Raw genomic sequence first — 25,020 nt, 5'->3', positions numbered from 1 at the left:
AAGTTTCTTGCTAAAATGAAAATCCCTCCCTTTCTCTACGCTGATCGATTAAAATAAGGCGCTGTCGGGGTCTGTTTTTTTAATAATATAGTTAGAAATCAGGACAAGAACGAGACCAATCACTGCCTGATATAGACCAATTGCAGACGACATGCCATAGTCGTTCAGCTTTTTCAGAGAGCGGAATACAAGGGTGTCTATAACATCTGTTGCACCATATAGTGCTCCTGAATCATTGGAAAGGGTATAGAATCCATTCCAGTCGCCCAATCCGCCATTGAACAACTTACCTACCCATAACAACATAAGGACGATAATTATTGGTTTCAGCAGCGGCAGTGTAACATATTTGACTTGCTGCCACTTCGAAGCGCCATCCAATTGAGCAGCTTCATAATAGTCCGTATTAATCCCCGCGATCGCTGCTACATACAATACCGAATAGTAACCGATATTCTTCCACAGATAGGCTAAGGGAAGAATATAGTGCCAATGTGAAGGCTCACTGTACCAGTAAATAGCTTCTCCACCATTTGATTCGATAACATTGTTGACAATACCTCGGTCTACACTAAGCATACCGAACACAATATACTGAACTACAATCCATGAAAGGAAAACTGGCAGCAATAAAGCACCTTTATAGGTGGCTGAGAGCTTTTTATTTTTCACTTCGCTCAATAGAATGGCCAATATTAGTGCACCGAGCGTAACGGTAACCATCTCTATGATATTGTAGAAAAGTGTATTGAACGTAACAATTCTCGCTGTTTCGGATTTAAAGAAAAATTCGAAGTTTTTGAACAGTGGATCCATCCATGCGCTTCCGAATATACCATCGCGTGCATTGTAATCTTTGAAGGCGATTATGACACCGCCCATTGGGATATAACACATGATTGCAATGAATAGTAGACCAGGTGACATCATTAAATAGAAAGGAAACTGTTTACGTACGCTGCGCAATGTTCTGTTATGAATTGGTCTTGTAGTTAGTTTCATTGAGTTCACCCCCTTCCTTGCAAATAATCTTTTACTTCCCTCATTGTATTTAGTGGTACTTTTATCCACAACAATCAAAACCATCATTCTCTTAGTTTTTCGACAGATGGCATCTCTAAAAAATAATGAAATCTACAAAGAGCTTTAATCGTTGTGATGCTAAATGGATACTTATGCTATTATGATGATAATTGTAAATACATAGAAAATCGAAGTCGTATGAACTGGGGGATCACAATGAAGCTACCGAGGATATTGGAAAAAAACAGTACGAGCTTTTTTCGCAAATCATTCTTCTCCTTTCTGATTATTACGATCCTCATCACTGTATTGCTTACTGTTTTCTTGACCATTACTTATTTACGCACGAGTATCTCGATGATTAACCGCTTCAATCATGAGCTGATTGAACATTACAATTACAGTATTACCTACCTAGATGAGACTGCAAAAAAATTAGGAAATGCACTGTACAGCGATAAAGATATCATCCAATTTATTAATATGAAGAAAAATGATGAGATCGTGGCGATTTTAGCAAGCAAGGTCATTGACAAGCACTTTCTGACACTAAAAGATATCGATAGCGTTTATCTTTACAATGCGGGGGCGGATTTGTTTTATTCTTCAAGGAGCGGTGAACGCCAATCAGCCTCTACCTTCTCAGATCAAGCGATTGTAGCGCTGCTAACCGATAAAAATTTTATAGCGGAGTATCGTGGTCGGCCTATTGTGACATCTGTAGAAGAAGCAACGCAATCGGCCGATACATGTTCCTATATCTTATTTGAACCGGGGGAGACATTATCGGGCTTGAAAAATGCTATTGTCGTCAACATTCGCACGAAAGCGCTTACGGAATCTATTCAAGCGATCAATGGCAATGACCCTGAAACGAAATCTTCTTTTTTAGTCGTTGATTCAAACGGCTCTATTCTAAGTAAGACGCTCACACCGGAGTTTGAGCATAATATGAGTGAAGTAGGCGGATTAAGCCAGCAAGTAAATGAACTTGTTGGAAGCAATAATCAGATACGAGAAATTGGGGGTATCAGCTATTTGGTATCCAGCAGTAAAAGCAACGCAAACAATTGGTACATTATGGGCCTTACTCCTGTAAAAGAAACGTTTAAGGATGTAATTCAAGCATCAATGGTGTCTGCGGGTATCGTAGTTGTTGTATTTATCATTTGCGCAATAATTTGTCTGTACTTGGCTCGCAGACTGAATCATCCGATTCAAACGATTACGAAAATTATTAACGGCGAAGCTTCTGAGAAAAACGATGTAGTCATTTCGAGAATGGAAGAATTTCAATTTATTTTGTCTGTATTCGAGTCTATGAAGGAGAGAAATCAACAGCTTGATAAAATAATCCATGAAGCAGGCTATGCGGTCAAACAAGACTTTCTTAATGCACTATTAAGTGATAGTACTACACACTCTATAGACCAAGTGCAGGAGAAACTACATGACATCAAACTGGATTATATCGCCACCAGTCAGTTGTGCATGTGTCTCATTAAAATCGATAATTACAGCCAATTTGTATCTGTGAATAGCCAGAAGGAACGATGGGCACTACGCTATGCTATTGTGAATATTGCAACAGAACTGGCAGCGGACTATGGTGTGTGCGAAATTTTCAGCAGTGAGCCCGATAAATTCGTAGTGATTATGGATTGTTCCACAGTAACCCAATATAAAGTGCTGCAGGAGAAAATAGAGCGTTACTTGCTCGAGGTACACAGTAATACACTTAAGTATCTTCGTATTTCTTTATCTATGGCGTACAGCACGATGTTTCAGGGGATTGAGCATTTACCTAGCATGTACAATAATATGAAGGGCTCCATTCTGTTGAAGATGCGCTACGGACATGGTTGTATTATTACTCCTTACATGATGGATGAAATCAACACAGATAATTTTCATATACCCGTCAAGAAAGAAGAGCAGTTGGTTGAGAAAGTACTCGAGGGCAATTATGAATCTGCTGCCGCAATCTATCAAAGTATTAGTCCAAAGTTATATCAATACACTTACGACGAAATTTTGTATTGCATTGTTCATTTGATTTACAGTGTTTACTCCAGTGTGCTAAGCAAGATGCCTGCAGTAAAGGATAGTCAGGATTTAACACTACAAAAGTTTTTGCGCGGGATTCAAAATGCAGAAGTGAGTACAGATATGGACAGCGTAATGGATTCATTTTTACAGAAGCTGTGTAATAAAGTGGAGGTTCTCAGGAACACTTCCAATAGTAATGATCATCTGATCCAACGTATTGTCGCAATTGTCGAGCAAGAATATTCCAACACAGAATTATGCCTGAGCTCTATCGCCGAAAAATTACGGTTATCATCTAACTATGTCGGCCATATATTCAAAACTGCACATGGGCAGTCTATTGCGCAGTATATTTTCGACACGCGAATGCAAAAACTGGACGAATATATGCGCAATACGCAGCTTCCTTTAACATCCATTATTGAAAAGGTGGGACTAGAGAGAAATAATTATTTTTACACGCGATTTAAAAAGCATTTTGGCATGTCTTTGAGTGATTACAGACTGCAGCTTGGGCAAGAGATAGATCATGAAAATGATATGCCATTTCAATATTAGTATCGTTCTGAAGAGCCTGATTCCATTGCGGATATTGGGCTTTTTTTTATTAACTTGAAAGTTATCAGATTGAATTCAGAGAAATGATATTAAATAGTAGTCGATTTGTATTACTTTTCGAAGAAATACAAACTTTTTATTATTTTCAAAATGGACGAACCTATTTAAGCTGATATTAACTAACAATAGAGATGGAGTGGAGCACAGGAATGAAAAAAATTACTGCTGTATTAATTGGAGCTGGACAAAGAGGGGGAGGTGCTTACGCTCCATATGCCTTGCAACATCCAGACGACATTCAATTCGTTGCCGTTGCGGATATCGATCCTGAGCGAATAGAGCGATTCCAAAAAGACCATGGTGTTCTGAATGAGAATTGTTACTCGAACTGGGAGGATCTGCTTGCAGGGCCGAAGCTAGCCGATGCGATTCTCATCTGTACTCAGGATAAAATGCACTATGAGCCTGCGCTGAAAGCATTGGAGAAAGGGTACCATGTGCTAATGGAAAAGCCGATGTCACCCGATCCAAGAGAATGTATTGTCATGGGGGAATATGCTGAGAAATATAATCGGGTATTTTCGATATGTCATGTACTTAGGTATACGGACTTTTTTTCAACAATCAAGCAGATTATTACGGAGGGAAAAATCGGCAAACTCGTTTCAATTCAACATACTGAAAATGTAGAACATCGTCACCAAGCACATAGCTTTGTAAGAGGTAACTGGAGTGATTCAGAGGTTTCGAGTCCAATGATTCTGGCAAAAAGCTGCCATGACATGGATATATTACAATGGCTTGTTGATGCAGATTGTACTAAGGTTTCATCTTTCGGCTCATTAACTCATTTCCGCAAAGAAAGTGCGCCGGAAGGCGCGCCTAAGTACTGTTTGGACGGTTGCCCGGTACAGGACAGCTGCCCTTATTATGCACCTAAAATGTATATTGAACGAGATGATTGGGTGGGTGAAGTGCTTCGCACGGTTGTTAGCAACGATACAAGTGATGAGGGAGTGCTTCGAGCACTGAAAAATGGGCCATATGGAAGATGCGTGTATCATTGCGATAACAATGTGGTCGATCATCAGGTAGTGAACATGGAATTTGCAAATGAAGTGACGGTTGCGTTCACAATGAGCGCATTTACTTATGAAGGCGGACGCTCGGTGAAGCTAATGGGCACTCATGGTCAGATCAGAGGCGATATGGAGAAGAATGTAATTGAAGTGACGAGCTTCGTTACTCGGGAGACGGAGACTATCACTTTGGATACGGACTTGGCAGGTCATGGCGGCGGTGATACAGGTATAATGAGCGATTTTGTACGTCTTGTTCGAAGTGATGGGAAGGAAGAAGGGCTTACAGGTGCAGGTGTCTCTGTAAAGAGCCATCTGATTGCTTTCGCCGCTGAAAAATCACGTTTGGAAAGCCGAGTTATTTTGATGGAAGATTATATCAATGAGTTAAAGAATAATAAATGATTATACCCTGATGCGAAGAATAATTAGGCAGTCAACAATAACAAGCTTTCAATGAAGTACTTTGTTTTTTGTTGCTACGAATGCATAGATTTTGTTGTTTTCTCCGATTTTTATAGTTTAGTTATGTAGGATTATCAACATATACTGATAGTAGTAAACGGTGAGAGAGTGGTCAAACATTAATAGGCTACTCTCGCACTCTTATCTTTGTTTACCGAAGGGATGGTTCAATGATGATCCGTAAATTACTTTTATGCAGCTTGGCATTATTTCTGTGTATATCCTGCTTGCCTCCGAGAACTACGTTTGCTGCGAATGATCAAGCATTTTCGCTATCCATCGAAGATACCGGTTCAAAGGCGAACCAAACCTTTCAAGTCAAAGTGAATGGAACAAATGTTATCGATTTGTACGCCTACGAAATTAATCTAACTTACGATTCGAAACGACTGCAGTTTGTGAGCGCGGACTTTGGAAAAGAAGGGTTCGGAGTAAGTCCGATTTTGAAAGAGAATACGATTCAGTTAGCGCATACACAAATAGGAAACACAGCAGGCAAGAAGGGGAATGTGACTCTGGCTACACTAACCTTTAAGGCAATTACTGCGGGATCGGCCGAAATTACACTTTCAAGTATGAAGCTCGTGGATTCCGAGTTAGAGTCGAAGGTTGTTTCAAGCCTTGGCAGTGTGAAAGTTGATGTGAAAAGCGACGGTTCTTCTGGCAGCGGATTAACTGACATTTCTAGTCACTGGGCGAAATTGTCTATCGAAGAAGCGGTGAAGCTTGGATTCATTACGGGGTATACAGATGGTACATTCCGACCGAATGCACAAACAACACGAAGTGAATTCGCAGTCATGTTGAGCCGTGCATTGAAACTGGAAGGCGTAGAAAAAGAGCTGCCTTTCACGGATCTTAATAAGATTCCCGCTTGGGCTAGACCTTCCATTTCACGAACGATAACAGCAGGAATTTTGAAGGGCTATGATGATAACACCTTCCGTCCGACACGTAATATTACCCGCACGGAAATGACGGTAATGATCGTTCGTGCACTGGGGCTGAAGGTCGATCCGAATGCGAAGTTATCTTTTGCTGATGCAGACAAGGTAGCTGAGTGGGCAAGACCCTCTGTGGCCGCAGCGTATGAAGCGAAGCTCATTAAGGGGCGCGGGAAGAATCTCTTCGCACCGAATGAGAACGCCACGAGAGCGGAAGCGGTGGTCATGATCTTAGGCATGTTGGAACATAAATAATAAGGCGAATTAATAGTGAAACGGTGAAGGATTAATTCAGGGCCAAAGCGGTCGGATCTTGAAGTTGTTGCTAGATTGATACTGGGTTAACTAAGAAGAGGGGGAGGCAAAAAAGCCTTCCCTTCTTTTTTATCGAAGAAGCCAATGATCAAAATCTCCGTTTTTTTATCAAAATGTCCACATAGTGCAAAATTAAGTCTCGTTTGTTCAAAGACTAATTTAGTTTGGGAGTTTATCATATCAGACAACACTATCATTTGTTGATTCGCGGGCGGGTAGAAGCTGATCTTAAATCAAATGATGAGCCAATTCATGATAGCGTTTGCTAACAAAAAAGTTAATCACTCAACTAAGGAAAAGAGGATTTAAATATGATCACAAACAAAACACCGCAATTAGGAAATACCGCACGCAGCTATGATCTTGTTCAAGGCTGGGCACAGCTTCCTGCTCACTTGGAGTTTGGCTATACACATGGAATCGTCGTAGATCAACAGGATAATGTCTATGTCTTTCATACAGGAAAACCCTCCATTTTCAAATTTGATCAGAACGGGGAGTTTCAAGCGGCTTGGGGCGAAGAGTTCGAGGGTGGCGCACACGGATTTTATCTTCATAAGGAGCAAAATAGCGAATACCTTTATATCACAGACACAGCTCGCGGTAATGTTGTGAAAATGGATTTGAGCGGAAAGCACTTATTGACATTGGGAACACCTGATCGTCCTGATATTTATAACGAGGAGCTTAAATATGTCCCTACAGATGTAGCCGTTTCGGCAAATGGTGATATTTATGTATCCGATGGTTATGGACAAAGCTGGATTCATCAATATACAGCCGCAGGAGAATATATCCGTTCGTGGGGTGGGAAAGGTACAGAATTAGGACAATTGAACTGCCCGCATGGTATTTCCATTGATATTCGCAGCGGTATAGAAGAAGTTTATGTAGCTGATCGTGGCAATCATCGGATTCAAGTCTTCACTCTACAGGGCGATTTCAAAAGAGCCATCGTCGATGATATGGATCAGCCCTGCAGCTTCTATTATCACGGGGACGATCTCTTTTTCCCAGACTTAAACAGTCGGATTACGATCTTCGACAAAAATGATCGGTTGATCTGTCATTTAGGTGAAGATCAGCAGGCTTACAAACAAGCAGGCTGGCCGAATTTGCCTAAGTCTTACTACAGGGATAATAAATTTAGTTCACCACATGGTATTTGTGTTGATTCCAAAGGTTCTGTCTATGTTGCGGAATGGATTTTCGATGGACGTATAACTAAGCTTACACTTGCATAATTTCGTGGTAAAGGATCTTCATTATTTAGGCATACAGGCTGATAAAGCATCTAAACTGTAATTAAATAATCTAGTAAATGGAGATGAGAACATGTCTGGAAATAAAGCAGTTGTTTATAGTAAACCAGGAAGTGTTGAGGTACGAGACACCGCTTATCCAGACTTGGTATTGAAGGATGGGCCGGGTGTCAATCCATTGAATGTAGGACGTAAATGTGAGCATGGGGTTATTCTGAAAGTGATTACAACGAATATTTGCGGAAGCGATCAGCACATGGTTAGAGGAAGGACAACGGCTCCATCCGGTCTTATCTTAGGCCATGAGATAACAGGTGAAGTTATTGAAGTAGGTCGTGATGTCGAGTTTATCAAAAAGGGTGACTTGGTCTCTGTTCCATTTAATATTGCCTGCGGACGTTGTCGGAGTTGTAAAGAACGTAATACAAATATATGTTTAAATGTAAATCCAGACCGTCCTGGTTCTGCTTATGGTTATGTGGATATGGGCGGATGGGTGGGCGGGCAATCCGAATATGTCATGGTTCCCTATGCAGACTTTCAGTTATTGAAGTTCCCAGATAAAGAGAAAGCAATGGAAAAAATTCTGGATTTAACGATGCTCTCCGATATTTTCCCAACAGGTTACCATGGTGCGGTTAGTGCTGGGGTTCGCCCAGGTTCAACGGTATATGTTGCCGGTGCAGGTCCGGTAGGTCTTGCTGCAGCGCATTCTGCTCAATTGCTAGGGGCAGCGGTTGTTATCGTCGGTGATTTAAATGCAGAGCGTCTTGCCCAAGCGAAAAGCTTTGGTTGTGAGACGATTAATCTTCGCGAGAATGGTGATTTGGCCGGACAAATTGATCAAATTTTGGGATCTCCTGAAGTAGATTCGGCGATAGATTGTGTTGGTTTTGAAGCGCATGGGCATGGGGAGGGGCATGGCGAAGCGCCAGCAACGGTATTGAACTCCATTATGGAAGTTACTCGTGCAGGCGGCAGCTTAGGAATTCCGGGACTTTATGTAACAGGAGATCCGGGTGCTGTGGATGAGGATTCGAAAATTGGAACATTGAAAATTCGTTTTGGTCTCGGTTGGGCGAAGTCCCACACGTTTGTGACAGGCCAAACGCCAGTTATGAAATACAACAGAGAATTAATGATGGCGATCATGAGCGGACGTGCACAAATTGCTAAAGCCGTGAATGCCACGCTTATATCATTAAATGACGCTCCAAAAGCTTATCAAGATTTTGATCGCGGCGTTTCCCGGAAATTTGTTATAGATCCCCATGGCGTCGTTAAATAATGTAGTTTTTATCCAGTTTGGGAGTATGTCGAAGAAGCTTAGGTAGAACAAGTAGACGCTATAACTCCAATATTTCGATAGGAACTTCTTGCACGCTCCGCTTGGGGACGGGTGTAAGGAGTTCTTTTCCTTTTTCTACCCCCTTATTCCCTTTGTGTCCACTGCGAACGTGATCGGATAAATGCGAGGCATCTAGTTCTCCTCCTGAATGTAGTGTTCCTCTTGTCAGTACAGTACTGAATCGCTTAGCACTGAAGAACAATATTTTTCTTCCAGTTATTGACGTATTTCCGATTGAGTGATAATATCTAGCTAAAGTTAAAAGCTTTAAACTTTTGAAGCGCTTGCAGTGGATTGAATAACAACTTGAAAAAACAAACCATTGTTAGGACTTAGTCATCAAACAGTTAGTCGCTCGATATGTGATCTCACGTTTTTAACATTTTTTTTAGCCTGAAAGTTAAATGCTTTAAACTTTTAACGAAAAAGGTGGAGATGTTAGGGTGATTAAAACTAAAGGTTTGAAATTGCTGGTATTTGTGTTATTTGTCAGTGTCCTATTTCCTACTCATTCATTGGGAGTTCAGGCAAGCCAACAAGCACCGTTCGGAACCGAGATCATTGTGCGGACCGTTAACCAATTTAGAAATGTCGCTGACGTAACGGCATTCATTCAAAAAGCTGTTCAGTACAATGTCGATATTATTAGCATGAACGTAAAGCAGGATGAAGACGATGAGGTGCCTTCTGGTCATGTATTCTATGACAGTGCGATTGCCCCGATTGCCGCCGGTTATGAGAATTTCGACGCGCTTTCGCATGTGATTACACAGGCGCATCAGTATGGTATCAAGGTTCGTGCATGGATTCCCCAGTTCCATGATCAGGCAGCATTTGTTAAGGATCCAAGCTGGCAAATGCACGCTTTCGTTGACGGTAATGTAGTCCCTTTTACAGGCTCGAATGGCAGTGAATATTTCGTCAACCCGATCCATCCCGATGTTCAAGCCTATCAGCGCTCGATAATTGAAGAGGTTGTAAGCAACTATGATATAGATGGCGTGGTACTCGATTGGTTGAGATTTGACGATTACAACATGGATGTAAGCAGCTACACGGTTAACCTATACGAGAGTATTTACGGATATTCTCCGCTCGATATTAACTTTAATGTGGATTCTAATCGCAGGAATGAATGGAATGAATGGAGAACGGATCAAATCGGCGGCTATGTGCAGGACGTTCGTGAAGACATCGATCAGATAAAAGCAGATATGGAGCTCGGTGTTTATATTTTGCCGCCGGAATTCACAGAGGTTGGTCAGAATGTTGCGAAGTTCAAGGATGCGATTGATTTTGTTGCACCAATGGCTTATTTTGATGATTGGGAATTTGACACGGAATGGGTCTATGGCGCCAATGGGATTTTGTCAGATACATCGTCGCTTGCTGGCTCTGGAGTAACGATTGTTCCAACACTGGATAACGATTGGACAGTGAATGAATATCAGGAGGTATATGGCGGTATTAGAGATCACTTTCCACAAGTGACTCATCTCTCCTTCTTCTCCTATGGAGCTTGGGATGAGAACGTGCTAAGCGATATTAATTCGCGAAGGACCTGGCCTGTGGCACAAGACTATGCAGCGAATATTCCAACGGAATGGAAGGCAAGAAATATTGGCTTTAAGCCAGGTAGTGCTAGCTATAGCGGCGGGGTCTTCACATTGTCAGGCAACTCATCGGATATATGGGGCAATGAGGATCAATTAAACTACATCTATCAATCTCTGCAAGGGGATGGAGCGATTGTTGCTCGGGTTGCAGGAATGAATAATATGGATGGTTGGGCGAAAGCGGGCTTAATGATCCGTGAATCGCTTGCTGTGGATGCTAAACATGCGGACATGATCGTAACTCCTGTGAATGGAGCCGCATTTCAATACCGAGCAGCTAACCAATGGAACACAGTCGATCATATTATAGCTGAAGCTCCTCCGTCGTGGTTAATGCTGGAGCGCAGCGGCAATCAGTTCACAGGCTCGATATCTACAGACGGGGAAAACTGGACCGCAGTGAGCAGCGCATCAATTGCAATGGGCAGTAATGTGTATATAGGTTTGGCACTGAGCAATTCTAGCAGCTCGGCCAATAGTCAAGCCATAATCGATCATGTCTCGCTTAGCGGCGCTTTGCCTGTACTGTGGAAAACCACGGATATTAACTCGACTACAGGAGCTGCCCATTTTCAGTCAGGAACTTATACTTTATCGAGCAGAGACACTGATATATGGGGAACCGCAGACAAAATGCGATATGCTTATCTTCCGTTAACCGGTAATGGATCGATTATCGCTAAGGTTTCCAATATGACAAATATGAACGGATGGGCAAAAGCGGGAGTCATGATTCGTGAGACTTTGGGTGCCAATGCGAAGCATGTCGACATGCTTATCACCCCTAGCAATGGAGCATCATTTCAATACAGGCAGGCAGCTGGAGGCGTAACAACGGACACCGTAACTGCCGCATCCTTGCCGCGCTGGGTTAAGCTGGAGCGAATAAACAATCAATTCATTGGCTATATCTCCTCCAACGGGGTCAGCTGGACAGAGGTTGGCAGACGCACGTTGACCATGAACAGCGGAGCTTACATTGGGCTCGCTCTAAGCAATCCAGGCAGTTCTACCTCCAATCAGGCCTTGTTCAATGAGGTCAAGATTGTGCGTTAAGCAGCTATTTATAGGGTACACAACGCCTAGCATCCATCCAGGATTGACACAATGCTGGATGGATGCTAGCATCACATTGAAATTAAAAGGATTTAACTTTAATACTTACTAAAAGGAGAACAACATTACAGTGAATATACATGATGTGGCAAAAAAATCCGGTTTATCTGTTGTAACGGTTTCTCGAGTCATCAATAATGCACCGTCTGTTCGTGAAAAGAACAGGGAGAAGGTATTAAAGGCGATGGAAGAATTGAATTATCAGCCCAACTCCGCTGCCCAAAGCCTAATTCGAGGAAAGACCGGAATTATTGGCATGACCATTATGAATCTTAACGATTCTTTTTACGATAGAGTGATTAAGGCAGCCAATCGGAAATTAGCAGAGCAAGGATACTTTCTAACCTTGTCAATTTCGGAAAATGAGGGGGAAGGGGACACCAGCAATTTCTTATTTCAGAAGGACAGGGTGGATGGCATTATTGTCCTCTCCCCGATTGAAGAAGAAAGCTATATCGCCGAGTTGAAAAGAAAGAATATTCCTTTCGTTCTACTGGATAATCAAGAAGAGCATGAGGATGTATCGAGTGTGGTTGTAGACAATTATTTAGGTGGGTATGAGGCTACGAAGCACTTGATAGATCTAGGTCATACGGAGATTGCCCATATTGGGGGACCAACGCTGTTCTTGAGTGTTAAGGAGCGAAGAAGGGGGTACTTGCAAGCCTTGTCCGAAGCAGGGCTAACCCCATTTGCTATTGAGTATAGTCAGTTTACGGTAAGTGATGGTTACAAGGTAGCTAAGAAATGGATCAGAGATGACAGCCTGCCGACGGCCATATTCGCAGCAGATGACTTCATTGCACTTGGGGTTATCCATGCTCTAAGCGAAGAAGGGCTAAGTGTTCCTCATGATATTTCAGTCGTAGGTTATGATGATCAGGTGCTGGCTGCTGGGTTTTTCCCAAGATTAACGACCGTCAGGCAACCTGAAGCACAATTAGGCACTATCGGTGTTGAACTGCTCCTGAAGCATATTAACGGCACGATTCAGGAAACAACGATCACCAAGCTTACACCCCAATTATTAATTAGAGAATCAACGGCCTACTTGAGAAAAAATAACTCGATATAAATAGGAGTGACGATTTACTTGAAATATTATATGGGTATTGATGCAGGGGGAAGTAAAACCTATGCCCTCGTCGCTAATTCTGAGGGAACCATTCTGAGTGTAGGAAGAGGGGGAAACGGCAATCACCAAACAAATCGTGATCAAGCGGAAGAAAGCCTGCGTAGTGCAGTCTCAGATGCATTACGGCAAGCCCAATTAACCGTTGATCAAATCGAATTTGCTTGGTTTGGCTTAGCTGGTGCGGACAGAGAAAGCGACTATCGCATCTTAAGGCCAATCATTCAGAAGATGAATCTTCCGAATACAAATATTTCGTGTGATACAACAATAGCGCTTCGAGCAGGAACGAATCAGCCATTTGGTGTTGTTCTCATCTGTGGAACAGGGGTGAATTGCTCGGGAATGAACAGAAAAGGCGAATCCTTTCAATGCGGGGGATTCGGCTATATGTTCGGTGACTTTGGCGGAGGGCAAGATTTGAGTATAGAGGTATTCCGCAGTGTAATGCGTGCCTGGGAGGGAAGAGAGGAAGAAACGAGCTTATCGAATTTGCTGATAAATAAATTAGGGTATGAAAGCGTTGAGGCGTTAAGGGATAATTTCCTTGATTACTCCAACTATTTGCCTGTCGAAGTTGCAAAATTGTTGTTCGATGCCGTGCAGCAAGGGGATGAAGTAGCTAGGCGTATCTTGATAAAGCAGGGCGAAGAATTGGGTTTAGCGGCCGCAGCAACTATCAATCGATTAGCCATGAACGAGGAGAAATTCGATATTGTCTTGGCAGGCAGTATATTGACACGCGGCGATCAGGACGGGCTGCTGCGGAGTATTATTGAACGAAAGGTTAAGCAAGCAGCGCCGCGTTGTTCGATTACTATTTTACATACGGAGCCGGCGGTTGGTGCTCTCATTCTAGCCATGGAGAGCAGTGGTGAGGAGGTATCACCCGATATTATGAATAACTTAACCGAATTTAAGCTAAAAAATATTCGAAATATTCAAAATGTTTAAAAAACGATGTAAAAAATAATTATAGTGAGTGGGAATTATCTGTAATCGCATCATGCCAGTTATGCTCTTTATCAGAATTGGTGTCATTGAATTTTTCGTATACTGAAAGCGGTTCCATTCCATTGTTAGAACTATTCCTATAGGAAGGATGAGTTGCTACAGCAGCAGGTAGCAGCGGTTCAAACTAGCAACTCAAGAGATATTAAATACCTATGTTATCTGATTTATTTAATCTTGGCAAAGGAGCAAAAGGCGAATGAAAATCAACTCAAAGCCAACTAGACGCAGCCTATTTATGAAACAATGGGATCTTCAATCTATGGTTTTGCCCGGAATCATTTTCGTATTTGTATTCAGTTATATTCCGATGTATGGGGTATTAATGGCTTTTCAGCAATATGACATTTTCGCAGGGATTTGGGATAGTCGGTGGGTGGGATGGACTAATTTTCGGCTATTTTTTAATGCTCCGGAATTTTTTAATGTGCTGCGCAACACGATAGCTATCAGTTTTTTAAAGCTGCTCATTTCTTTCCCAGCACCGATTATTTTGGCTCTCATGCTTAATGAGATTCGAAATATGGCGTTTAAGCGCATCATTCAAACGGTCAGTTACCTGCCTTATTTTTTATCCTGGGTCATCGTATCCGGATTCGTCGTCTCATTGTTATCGGTTGATAACGGTACAGTGAACATTCTTCTCGCAAAACTGGATCTCATAGAGCATCCCATAAATTTTCTATCCATCCCTGAGTACTTCTGGTCGATTCTAGTAAGCGTCAACGTGTGGAAGGAGGTTGGGTTTGCAAGCATTGTATACCTAGCCGCCATTGCAGGAGTAGATCCGACGCTGTATGAAGCTGCATCTATTGATGGAGCAAGCCGATTTAAGCAAATGTATTTAGTGACGCTTCCATGTATAACCCCGGTTATTATCATCTTCATGATTTTGGCCATTGGCGGGATCCTTAGTGCTGGATTTGAAGATATTCTATTGCTAGCCTCCAATCCAATTCTCAGAGAATATTCAGATGTCATAGATACCTATGTTTATCGAGTAGGCATTCAAAATTCACGGTTCTCTTACGCGACAGCTGTTGGTTTGTTCAAATCTATTATTAGTGTAGTTTTACTGCTAATAGCCAATAGAGTGGCACGCAGGGCGGGAGTTAGTCTTTGGTAATTCATTTTGCAATATAAAGGGGGGAATGCAAGCATGAGGCTAAGCACGGGTGATAAAGTATTTCAGAGTTTGATATATGCGAGCCTGGTCATTTTGGGGATCGTGATGTTCTATCCTTTCTGGAACTCTCTAGTTATTTCCTTTAATGAAGGAAGAGATACGGCACTTGGCGGAGTTACGATCTGGCCGAGGGCATTTACACTTGAAAATTATAATGTTGTATTCAAGGATACTCGATTGTTGAATTCCTTCTGGATCTCGGTGATGCGTACAGTGATCGGCACGATTCTGTCCGTATTCGTTACGTCGCTGCTGGCATACGGGATGTCTAAGAGAGATCTACAGCTAAGGAATTACTATATGATTTTCTTCATTGTGACGATGTTTTTCAGCGGCGGATTAATTCCGACCTTCCTGCTGGTGCGAAACCTTGGATTGATGAACACGTTCTGGGTCATGATTATTCCGGGATTGATCAGTGTTTATCATATGATCATTTTCCGTACCTTTTTCTCCGCGCTTCCCGACGGACTGGAAGAATCCGCGAAGATCGATGGATGCAGCAATTACGGAATCTTCTTTCGAATTGTTGTGCCTATTTCGGGTCCAATTATAGCTACCATTGGATTATTTACGGCGGTGGGGCATTGGAATGATTGGTTTACCGGAGCCATTTATATTTCCAAGGATGAGCTATTGCCCATTCAGACCTTATTAAGGCAAATTATGAATTCGAATATTATGACAGAAATGTCGTCCGGCAATGCAATCGCAATGGAACATATCAACAGAAACCGAAGCATAACGACAAAGTCTCTTCTGATGGCTACGATGATGGTTGCTACTATTCCCATCATTCTGACCTACCCTTTCCTGCAGAAATATTTTGTCAAAGGGGTATTGATCGGTTCGATAAAGGGATAGTCCCAATAAAAAAAAGAAGGTAGGGGAAAAAATGAATACAAGATTGAGATGGGTGTCGTTATTGATTGTCCTGATGGTTTTTCTGGCTGCTTGTTCAAACAACAACAATGGGCCGCAAGTATCGAACAACCCGGATAATTCCGGAGGAAACGACGGTCCAAAGCCGGTAACGTTTTCATTTTATGGTCATTATGATTGGTTAACGACGGCACCTTGGGCGGATAACGAAGCGACCAAATGGATTTTGGACAACAAGAAAGTTACCGTTAAGCCGATTCAATCTGGCGGCGCATCGGTGGAGAAGCTGAACACGATGATTGTCTCTGACGATTTGCCAGATGTCATATTTACTGATCGCGGTGCGACAGTTGACCGCTTGGTTCAAGCACGAAAGCTTGTGGCGCTTGATGAGTATTACGATAAGTATCCCAATTTCAAAAAGTATGTGAAGGAATCTACGCTCAATCTACTTCGTTCCGAGGATGGGAAAATCTATCAAATTCCAAATTGGTATACATCGGGAACCTTTGGGAACGGCGGATGGATGGTAAACATAGAAATTTATAATGAACTTGGCAGACCGAAGCTGGAAACATTCGATGATCTATACAATTACTTAATTAAAGTCAGAGACACGTACCCAGATGTTGTACCGCTTGAAGTTGGGGAGAAGGGCGCCGGCTTGGAATTGTTGTACGGAGGCTTCAAAGAAGGTGTAACTAGCAAATTCATCGGTATGAGGGGTTATCCGGAAGGCGACAAGCTAGTCTCGATCTATGAGGACTCTGCATTTCAGGAAACGATGAAGTATATTAGCAAGCTATTCCGAGAGAGATTGATTACCCAAGATGCTATTACACAAACCCAGGATGCAGTCAAAGAAAAAGTAAACACAGGCCGAGTGGCTGTTATGGTCGAATCGAATATTACAACTTACGGAGCAGAAGGGCATCGTGAATTGACTAAGGTTAAACCAGACGGTGGTTACGAAATTATTTGGCCGATTCATAAAGCTGGATTGGACAAAAAGAATATTTTTGTGAGTGGATTTGAAAGCTTAGGATGGAATGTCAACGTTATTACGACTGAAGCCAAAGATCCCGAAGCAATCTTCGCTTATTATGACTGGCTTACAGGACCTGAAGGACAGAAGGTACTATTCTTCGGACCGCAAGGCCTTTATTGGGATGAGCAAAATGAGGATGGATCTCCAATTCCGAATGAAAACTATAAAAATGGGGACGTCAATAAGCGTTCGGAAACGATGAGGAAATTTGAAGATTTCAACTGGGCGGGCAACACGACCTTCATCGATAAAGCCAAGGTAAGCTTGGAGATGGCCTTGTCGGAGAAGCTAAGATCATGGGAGACGATAGCGCAAAGCTCTGTCACTTGGGAGACATCAAAGGACATTACCGAATTCGTCAATGTGGATCCGCTGCCTGATTCAGAGCTCGGCATTATCTCACAGCAAATCTCTGATATTTTCACAGTAGCCTTTGCAAATATGGTGTTTGCTAAATCTGATGATGAGGTCGCATCCATCTTAGAGAAAACATCAAATGACGCAGAAAAAGCAGGACTGAAGCGGCTGCTCGAATTTAAAACCGAGAAATGGCAGGCGAATGTTAAGAAAATTAATGCCGAATATTGAGTGGAGCAAGGTGTAACCCAGTTCTACAATAGGGGGGCCGGAGTATGAGTCATTTAAAATCATATAGGATCGTTGCATTAATGCTTATTTTTAGTATGTTATTCACTTCATTTAGCTTTGCAGCGGAGGCAGAATCGGAACGGGATATTGTCGATCATTGGGCTAATAAGGAATTAACAGAATGGATGGATAAGGGTTGGTTGAAAGGCTACGGGGATGGTTCAATTCAGCCGGATCAGCTTTTAACAAGAGCCGAATTTGTAGCGCTTGTTAATCGATCCTTTCAATTCACGAATGAATCCGAGCTGACCTTCCAGGATGTGCCTAAGCATAGTTGGTTTTATCAAGATGTTGCAAAGGCTGTCGCAGCTGGTTATATCAGCGGCAAGAGTGCAAAGCAATTCGCGCCGAGAGAGTTCATTACAAGGCAGCAAGCGGCTGTTGTTATAAATCAGCTGCTTCAATTGCAAGTGGATAAAAATGCTGCGATGATGGAGTTTTCGGATAGTGAACAATTTGCCGAATGGGCCAAGGAAGCAATTGGCAATGTGGTCATTCAAGGTATAATGCGCGGCTATAATTCTGCAAACACATTTAAGCCTTTGAATCCATTGACACGTGCGGAGTTGGTGGTTATCCTGGATCGCTCGCTGCAAGTTAAATTAAGCCAGCTTCCCATCAAACCGGAAAACGGGAATGTTGGTGGAAACGGCAATAACGGAAGCGGCAATAGCGGCGGCAATAATGGAGGCAACGGCAACGGGGGAGTAACCTCGCCAGTTGAAGAAGAGAACACGCCGTTCAAAACCGAGATTACGGTACGAACGGTTAACCAGTTTCGGAGTGCAAGTGATGTAGCGGACTTTGTTGAGCAAGCCGTTAAGTACAATGTGGATATTATTAATATGAGTGTCAAACAGGACGAAGACGATGAAGTGCCTTCAGGCCATGTATTTTACAACAGTGCGATCGCCCCCATAGCCGATGGCTATGAGAGCTTTGATGCTCTTTCGCAAGTGATCACGCAGGCGCATCAGAAGGGTATTGAGGTTCGTGCATGGATTCCTCAGTTCCATGATCAGGCAGCTTTTCATAAGGGTCCAAGCTGGCAGATGCACGCTTTAGTTGACGGTATTGCAGTTCCTTATACAGGCTCGAATGGCAGTGAGTATTTCGTCAACCCGATCCATCCCGATGTTCAAGCCTATGAGCGCTCGATTATTGAAGAGGTCGTAAGCAATTATGATATAGATGGCGTGGTTCTCGATTGGTTGAGATTCGATAATTACAATATGGATGTAAGCAGCTACACGGTTAACCTGTACGAGAGCATATACGGATATTCGCCGCTGGATATTAACTTTGATGAAGATTCTACTCGCAGGATTGAATGGAATGAATGGAGAACGGATCAAATCGGCGGCTATGTGCAGGATGTTCGTGAGGATATCGAGCAGATTAAAGCGGGCATGGAGCTGGGCGTTTTCATTTTGCCTCCGGAATTCGTAGAGGTTGGCCAAAATGCTTCGAAGTTCAAGGATGCAGTAAATTTTGTAGCTCCGATGGCTTATTTCGATGATTGGGGATTCGATGAGGAATGGGTCTATGACGAGAACGGGATTTTATCCGATACATCGTTCCTTGTTGGTTCTGGAGTAGCGATCGTGCCAACGCTCGATGACAATTGGACGGATGACGAATATCAAGCGGTGTATGGCGGAATTCGAGAGAACTTTCCTGCTATTACACATCTCTCTTACTTTAATTATGGCGCTTGGGATTGGAATGTGCTTAAAGCAATCGATGCGAGAAGAGCTTGGCCAACTGCAGGCTGGGAGCCGCCTGTGGAGCATGATTATGATGCTGTTCTGCCACAGCCTTGGAAAGCTAGAAATATCGGGTTGAAGACTGGCGATGCATCCTATGATGCGGCGGACGAGACATTCACGTTAACAGGAAGTTCAACCGATATTTGGGGAAATAACGATCTATTAAATTATATTTATAAGCCACTGCATGGGGATGGATCGATTATAGCGCAAGTGACTATGATGGAAGAAATGAGTGAATGGGCCAAAGCAGGCTTGATGATTCGTGAGACGTTGGACGTGGACGCTAAGCATGTAGACATGATGGTTACCCCAGTTAATGGAGCCACCTTTCAATATCGGGAAAATGAGGGGGGAGGCACCGTCGATCAGACGATGGCTGGTAGTCCGCCATTGTGGCTTAAGCTGAATCGCAGCGGCAATGTATTTACCGGTTCAATTTCAAATAATGGAGTGGACTGGACGGTAGTCAGCAGTTTTGAAACGATTATGAATGATGATGTCTATATAGGTTTGGCACTCAGCAATCCAGCTAGTACAAGTGATAATAAGGCAGTATTCACTAATGTTCAGGTTATCGCCGGTGATGGAGAAACTAAGAATTAGTATAATTTTGAAAATAGGGTTTGCGAGTATCTTGGCAAGCCCTTTACAACGGCATCGCTCAAAATAAAATTGGAGAAAATCTGCAGCTAGTCGAGTATTCGCTTCGCTGTGACTAAGAAACCGACATTGAGTAGTCGGTTTTTTTAGTATGGAATGACTGCCTTATTCCTTATAAATAGTGAGGCTCTGACGAAATGGGAAAACAATGCCTGTTCGGTCGCAAGGAGCTGAAAGAATAAGCCTCAGAAACCACAATCAAAGTGGAATCCGAGGCTTATTTTTTTTGATTTTACACGCAAAGCGTGGGGCTCGAAAATATTGAAATGACTGATGTAGCTGCCCTTTCTCGGCTATCTCCGTCAATGATTATGGTGACTCGCTAAAGATTATGTGTGCAAGGTTAAGCCAACTCGCTCGGCGATGATTATAGACGGTAATTGTACAGCTCGATAAGCTTGGAATAATTAAACCGCATTTGAAGGGAGCACAAGCAGCATGACCTTAGAGAAGTATGAGGATCGGATTATAGAAAAACGCCAAAGCCATGATGAACGCTTTAATAAATATTCACCCTATTGTGATTTTATTTATTACCCGTCATCCAAGGAGCCTGGTCTTCGCCTGGCGATGAGAATATTAAAGCCTACAGAGCCTTCGCCTATTTTAGTCACGACACATGGATGGCATATGAGCATCCCACCCTTCGAACATAGGGAAGAGCCTTACGGGGGTGGCAACTATCTTGTGGTCGAGGTTGATATGCGAGGGAGAGCTTTCTCTGATGGCCGCCCTGACTGCAATGGGTGGGAGCTGCTCGATGTAATAGATGCAGTCCGGTTTGTGCAAGACCATTATCAAGAATACATTAGTAATTCTCAGTTGGTCTATTTCGAGGGTGGAAGCGGCGGAGGCGGGAACGCTTATGCCATAATCGCAAAGTTTCCGGATTTTTTTGCCGCAGCTACGGCAATGTGCGGCATTTCGGATTATGCGCTTTGGTATGAGCAGGATGAGATTGGAGAATTCCGCGATGAATTGGATGTATGGATAGGCTTTCCTCCCAAGCATAATCCGGAGGCTTATCAATCACGTAGCGGCTTGGCGCTGGCCGAAAATTTGCTTACCCCGTTGTTTATTGCTCATGGCGATAAAGATATTCGTGTGCCGGTGGAGCATGCGCGGATCTATATGAAACGGATTCAAGAGCTCGGACTATCAAGGAAGGTTCATTATTTGGAACTGGTGGGGGTAGGCACAAGGGAGCACTGGGGAAATGCTTCAAGCGATCAGCTTGTTCAAATGCAGGAGCAAAGCGAGGTTAACCGTATACGTAATGCTGTCCCAATTGAGATTCCGGATAAGGGTTTATTCATCGTAGCGGGATATCTCGTCACGAAAAAATTCGCAGTAGTGCTGCAAGATTTGAACGAGGTGGCGGTCTTGCAATATGACTTGAATAGTAAGGTGTTCGATGTTGCGGGAGCAAAGTCAGGTTATTCGATCTACCATCGGGATGACCCTAAGCGCAAGAAGGATTTTTGGGGAGGATTGGCATGAAAATATTAATTCGTGATCGCTGGCTATATCTCATGTTGTTGCCTGGGCTTGTTTATTTTATTTTGTTTAAATATTTTCCAATGTGGGGCGTGTTGATCTCATTTCAAGACTACCAGCCTTATCTGGGCTTTTGGAAAAGCGAATGGGTCGGACTGAAGCATTTTATCCGACTGTTCAACGAACCAACCTTTGGTCTGCTATTTTGGAATACAGTTGTGCTGGCTATGTATAATCTACTGTTTTTCTTTCCGCTGCCGATTATTGTAGCACTCATGCTGAATGAGGTTAGAAAGGAATTTTTCAAGCGGTTTGTACAAACTTTGATTTATATTCCCCATTTTTTTTCGTGGGTAGTTGTAGTCGGTGTTTTCTACATTTTATTTACGGTTGAGGGTGGCGTGATCAATGAGCTTATCGTGAAAATGGGCGGAGAGAAAATTAATTTCCTTCTTAGCGCTGAGTGGTTCCGCTCGATGATCATGACGGAGATTATCTGGAAAGAAACGGGCTGGGGTACAATCATATTTTTGGCTGCATTGGCAGGGGTTGATCCCGGGCTGTATGAAGCGGCAAAAATCGATGGAGCAGGACGCATTCGTCAGCTATGGCATATTACGTTGCCAGCTATACGCGGCACGATCATCATTTTGTTGATTTTGCGGCTGGGAGACTTTATGGATACGGGCTTCGAACAAATTATATTAATGCTTAATGCTTTAAATCGAGAGGTTGGCGAGGTATTCGATACTTATGTCTATACGACCGGCATTAATCAAGGACAATTCAGCTATAGCACAGCTGTAGGACTGTTTAAATCCGTAATTGGGTTGATTCTTGTGCTTGGAACAAATGCACTCGCTAAGAAGGCTGGGGAAGAAGGCATTTATTAGAAGAAGGATGTGAATTAGCATGAAAGACCGAACTGTTGGCGGGCGGTTATTTGATATTGTCAATATTACGGCTTTAATCTTGTTTGCCGTACTCGCTATGCTGCCGTTTTTATATATTGTTTTTAATTCCTTCCTATCATCAGAGGAATTTGCTAGGCGTGGCGTCGTGTTTTTTCCAAAGGAATTTTCATTAGATGCGTACATGTACATCTTCTCGACAAATACAATTGTACGCAGCCTGCTGAATACGATCTTCATTACATTGGCGGGGACTGCGATCAACATCATATTTACGTCTTTAATGGCCTATCCGCTATCGCGAAAAGAACTGCATGGAAGAAAACCGATTATGCTGATGATCATTTTCTCGATGCTGTTTAGCGGAGGGATGATTCCCGCCTTTCTGGTTGTGAAGGCATTAGGCTTAATGAACTCGCTGTGGGCTTTGCTGCTTCCGGGTGCGATCAGCGCATTCAATCTCATTATATTAAAAAACTTTTTCCAGCAGATGCCTGATGGAATTGAGGAAGCAGCAAAAATCGATGGATGCAATGATATAGGAATATTAATTAAAATCGTGCTTCCGCTTTCATTGCCGGCAATTGCTACCTTCTCGTTGTTTTACGCGGTAGGGCATTGGAACTCCTTTTTCACGGCCATTCTCTACATTAATGATACGGCTAAATGGCCGATTCAGGTTTTGTTAAGACAGGTCGTTATTATGGCGGAAGGCGGCATTGGCGACGCAAGCCAGATGAGCGAATCGCTTGCGATTCCGGCGCAGTCCGTCAAGATGGCTGTGATAACGGTATCGACGCTTCCGATTCTAATGGTCTATCCATTTTTACAGAAGCATTTTGCCAAAGGGGTTCTATTGGGTTCGGTTAAAGGATGACGTATGATGCGTCGTCATTTAATATAAAACTATGAGAGCAAGGGGAGGATTTTTAAATGAAGGGTTGGAATCGCTTACAAGCTGCTATGAGATTTGGTGGTGCTATCATTCTATCAGCGGTCCTATTGGCTGGTTGCAGTCAGGGAGCCGGCAAAGGCACAAACAGTGCGAAGGAGTCATTACCGCCGACATCTACATCGGCACCAGAGGAAACGGCTAAGCCTGCTGCACCGATCAAACTGTCCATGATTAATCAATATTATTCGGTTGAGCCGCCAAAAGCGGATAATGAAGCGATTAAGTTCATTGAGGAATATACCGGGACGAAGCTTGATATTACATGGGTTCCTAACTCTGCTTATACGGATAAAATCAATGCGACCATTGCCGGCGGCGAGCTGCCGCAAATTATGATGATAACGGGTAACAAAAGCCCAAGCATCATTAACGCAGCAAAGTCTGGCATGTTCTGGGAAATTGGTTCGTACCTTAAAGATTATCCAAATTTGAGCAAGCTGAATCCGCTTGTGCTTGACAACATCGCCATAGAAGGCAAGACATACGGTGTATTCCGCAGCCGTCCTGTGGCGCGCGAAGGCATCATTTTGCGCAAGGATTGGCTGGATACGGTAGGATTGGAAGCTCCTAAAACAATCGATGATTTCTACAATGTGATCAAAGCTTTTGCTACGCAAGATCCTGATAAAAATGGCAAAAACGATACGTTTGGGATGTACGAAGGCAGAGGCATGAACGGTTTCCAAGCGCTGCTCGCTTGGCATGGCGGATACAATATGTATGGCATTGAGGACGGCAAGGTTGTTCCTGATTTTTTCAAGAGTGAATATTTGGATGTGCTCAAGCTTTATAAACGGTTGTATGAGGAGAAGCTGATCAATCAGGACTTTGCGATTACGCCGGGTACAAAGCGCGTAGAAGCGATGAATCAAGGAAATGCCGGGTTGATTATTAGCGCACTAGATGATGTGAACAGTGGTTTTAATGATTTAATCAAAGTAAATCCAAATGCCGAGCTTGATGTAATTAGCAGAATCAGCGGTCCAGCGGGCGAGCGTCAGATGCTATTCAACGGCGGATATAACGGTTTGTATATGTTCCCGAAAACGAGCGTAAAAACCGAGGAAGAGCTAAAAAACATTCTTGCTTTCCTGGATAAGCTGTCTGATGAGAAAATTCAAAATTTATTTGAATGGGGAATTGAGGGTAAGCACTACAAGCAAGATAACGGAGTACCGGTTCGTACCGATGGCAAAGCCTATGAGACAGATATCAATTCGATTAACCAAATTCGTTACGATGACGGTGCTTTAGTGACAGCAGGCGAGGATGCGCCAATCGTAAAAAAATACAAACAAATGTTTAAAGACAATGTTGAAATTGTAGTGCCGAATCCAGTAGAAGCCTTTCAATCGACGACCTTGGCTGAGAAGGGACCCGAAATGACCAAAATTCTTACCGATGCCAGGGTGAAATTCATTATGGGCGAAATCGATGAGAGCGCTTGGCAAAAAGCGATAGAATCATGGCGTAAAAGCGGGGGAGACCAAGCTATTCAGGAATTGACAGAGCAATACAGCGCTGTACAGAAATAATGGTAGAT

The 25,020-nt window shown here is 43.0% G+C and carries 17 protein-coding genes; 16 read left to right on the top strand and 1 reads right to left on the bottom strand.

Annotated features, from left to right (window positions below; genetic code table 11):
* Nucleotides 1–48: 48 nt before the first annotated feature.
* On the bottom strand, nucleotides 49–1,002 hold the full coding sequence (locus AC1DOV_RS25810; protein ID WP_477551357.1) for an ABC transporter permease: 954 nt from the start codon (nucleotides 1,000–1,002) through the stop codon (nucleotides 49–51).
* 237 nt (nucleotides 1,003–1,239) lie between these two features.
* On the opposite strand from AC1DOV_RS25810, the gene AC1DOV_RS25805 reads away from it, so the two are divergent.
* From AC1DOV_RS25805 to AC1DOV_RS25730, 16 genes are all read left to right on the top strand, one after another.
* On the top strand, nucleotides 1,240–3,630 hold the full coding sequence (locus AC1DOV_RS25805) for an AraC family transcriptional regulator (RefSeq protein WP_477551356.1): 2,391 nt from the start codon (nucleotides 1,240–1,242) through the stop codon (nucleotides 3,628–3,630).
* A gap of 209 nt (nucleotides 3,631–3,839) precedes the next feature.
* Nucleotides 3,840–5,114 carry a Gfo/Idh/MocA family protein gene (locus AC1DOV_RS25800; RefSeq protein WP_441882608.1) on the top strand — a complete coding sequence of 425 codons (1,275 nt, stop codon included), beginning with the start codon at nucleotides 3,840–3,842 and terminating at the stop codon, nucleotides 5,112–5,114.
* A gap of 230 nt (nucleotides 5,115–5,344) precedes the next feature.
* Nucleotides 5,345–6,373, top strand: coding sequence for an S-layer homology domain-containing protein (locus tag AC1DOV_RS25795; protein ID WP_477551355.1), 1,029 nt, complete (start codon nucleotides 5,345–5,347; stop codon nucleotides 6,371–6,373).
* A 371-nt stretch (nucleotides 6,374–6,744) separates the two neighbouring features.
* Nucleotides 6,745–7,677, top strand: a complete 933-nt coding sequence (locus tag AC1DOV_RS25790) for an NHL repeat-containing protein (protein ID WP_441882604.1) — start codon at nucleotides 6,745–6,747, stop codon at nucleotides 7,675–7,677.
* Between the two features lie 91 nt (nucleotides 7,678–7,768).
* On the top strand, nucleotides 7,769–8,983 hold the full coding sequence (gene fdhA, locus AC1DOV_RS25785; protein ID WP_339204842.1) for a formaldehyde dehydrogenase, glutathione-independent: 1,215 nt from the start codon (nucleotides 7,769–7,771) through the stop codon (nucleotides 8,981–8,983).
* A gap of 503 nt (nucleotides 8,984–9,486) precedes the next feature.
* The gene (locus tag AC1DOV_RS25780; RefSeq protein WP_477551354.1) at nucleotides 9,487–11,715 is read left to right on the top strand and encodes a family 10 glycosylhydrolase; all 2,229 of its coding nucleotides are present in this window, start codon (nucleotides 9,487–9,489) and stop codon (nucleotides 11,713–11,715) included.
* Between the two features lie 130 nt (nucleotides 11,716–11,845).
* Nucleotides 11,846–12,850: a LacI family DNA-binding transcriptional regulator gene (locus AC1DOV_RS25775; RefSeq protein WP_339204840.1), complete on the top strand. Its 1,005-nt coding sequence runs from the start codon at nucleotides 11,846–11,848 to the stop codon at nucleotides 12,848–12,850.
* An 18-nt stretch (nucleotides 12,851–12,868) separates the two neighbouring features.
* Nucleotides 12,869–13,861 (top strand): N-acetylglucosamine kinase, encoded by a 993-nt coding sequence (locus tag AC1DOV_RS25770; protein ID WP_441882599.1) that lies wholly within the window; start codon nucleotides 12,869–12,871, stop codon nucleotides 13,859–13,861.
* Between the two features lie 256 nt (nucleotides 13,862–14,117).
* Entirely contained in the window at nucleotides 14,118–15,044 is a 927-nt protein-coding gene (locus AC1DOV_RS25765; RefSeq protein ID WP_339204838.1) for an ABC transporter permease, read from the top strand.
* 33 nt (nucleotides 15,045–15,077) lie between these two features.
* Nucleotides 15,078–15,968, top strand: coding sequence for a carbohydrate ABC transporter permease (locus tag AC1DOV_RS25760; RefSeq protein ID WP_441882597.1), 891 nt, complete (start codon nucleotides 15,078–15,080; stop codon nucleotides 15,966–15,968).
* 31 nt (nucleotides 15,969–15,999) lie between these two features.
* On the top strand, nucleotides 16,000–17,622 hold the full coding sequence (locus tag AC1DOV_RS25755; protein WP_477551353.1) for an extracellular solute-binding protein: 1,623 nt from the start codon (nucleotides 16,000–16,002) through the stop codon (nucleotides 17,620–17,622).
* Nucleotides 17,623–17,666: 44 nt separating this feature from the next.
* Nucleotides 17,667–20,057, top strand: coding sequence for an S-layer homology domain-containing protein (locus AC1DOV_RS25750; RefSeq protein WP_477551352.1), 2,391 nt, complete (start codon nucleotides 17,667–17,669; stop codon nucleotides 20,055–20,057).
* A 495-nt stretch (nucleotides 20,058–20,552) separates the two neighbouring features.
* Entirely contained in the window at nucleotides 20,553–21,614 is a 1,062-nt protein-coding gene (locus AC1DOV_RS25745; RefSeq protein ID WP_477510881.1) for an alpha/beta hydrolase family protein, read from the top strand.
* A complete protein-coding gene (locus AC1DOV_RS25740) occupies nucleotides 21,611–22,504 on the top strand; it encodes an ABC transporter permease (protein WP_441882589.1) in 894 nt (297 codons plus the stop codon). The genes AC1DOV_RS25745 and AC1DOV_RS25740 overlap by 4 nt, the downstream gene beginning before the upstream one ends.
* Before the next feature lie 19 nt (nucleotides 22,505–22,523).
* The gene (locus AC1DOV_RS25735; RefSeq protein WP_477527710.1) at nucleotides 22,524–23,399 is read left to right on the top strand and encodes a carbohydrate ABC transporter permease; all 876 of its coding nucleotides are present in this window, start codon (nucleotides 22,524–22,526) and stop codon (nucleotides 23,397–23,399) included.
* A 56-nt stretch (nucleotides 23,400–23,455) separates the two neighbouring features.
* A complete protein-coding gene (locus tag AC1DOV_RS25730; protein WP_477510879.1) occupies nucleotides 23,456–25,012 on the top strand; it encodes an extracellular solute-binding protein in 1,557 nt (518 codons plus the stop codon).
* Nucleotides 25,013–25,020 lie beyond the last annotated feature (8 nt).

The organism is Paenibacillus sp. 01T47 (genome assembly GCF_056398245.1).
The sequence above is the reverse complement of the archived record's forward strand: the minus strand, read 5'-3'. Positions and strand labels throughout refer to the sequence as shown.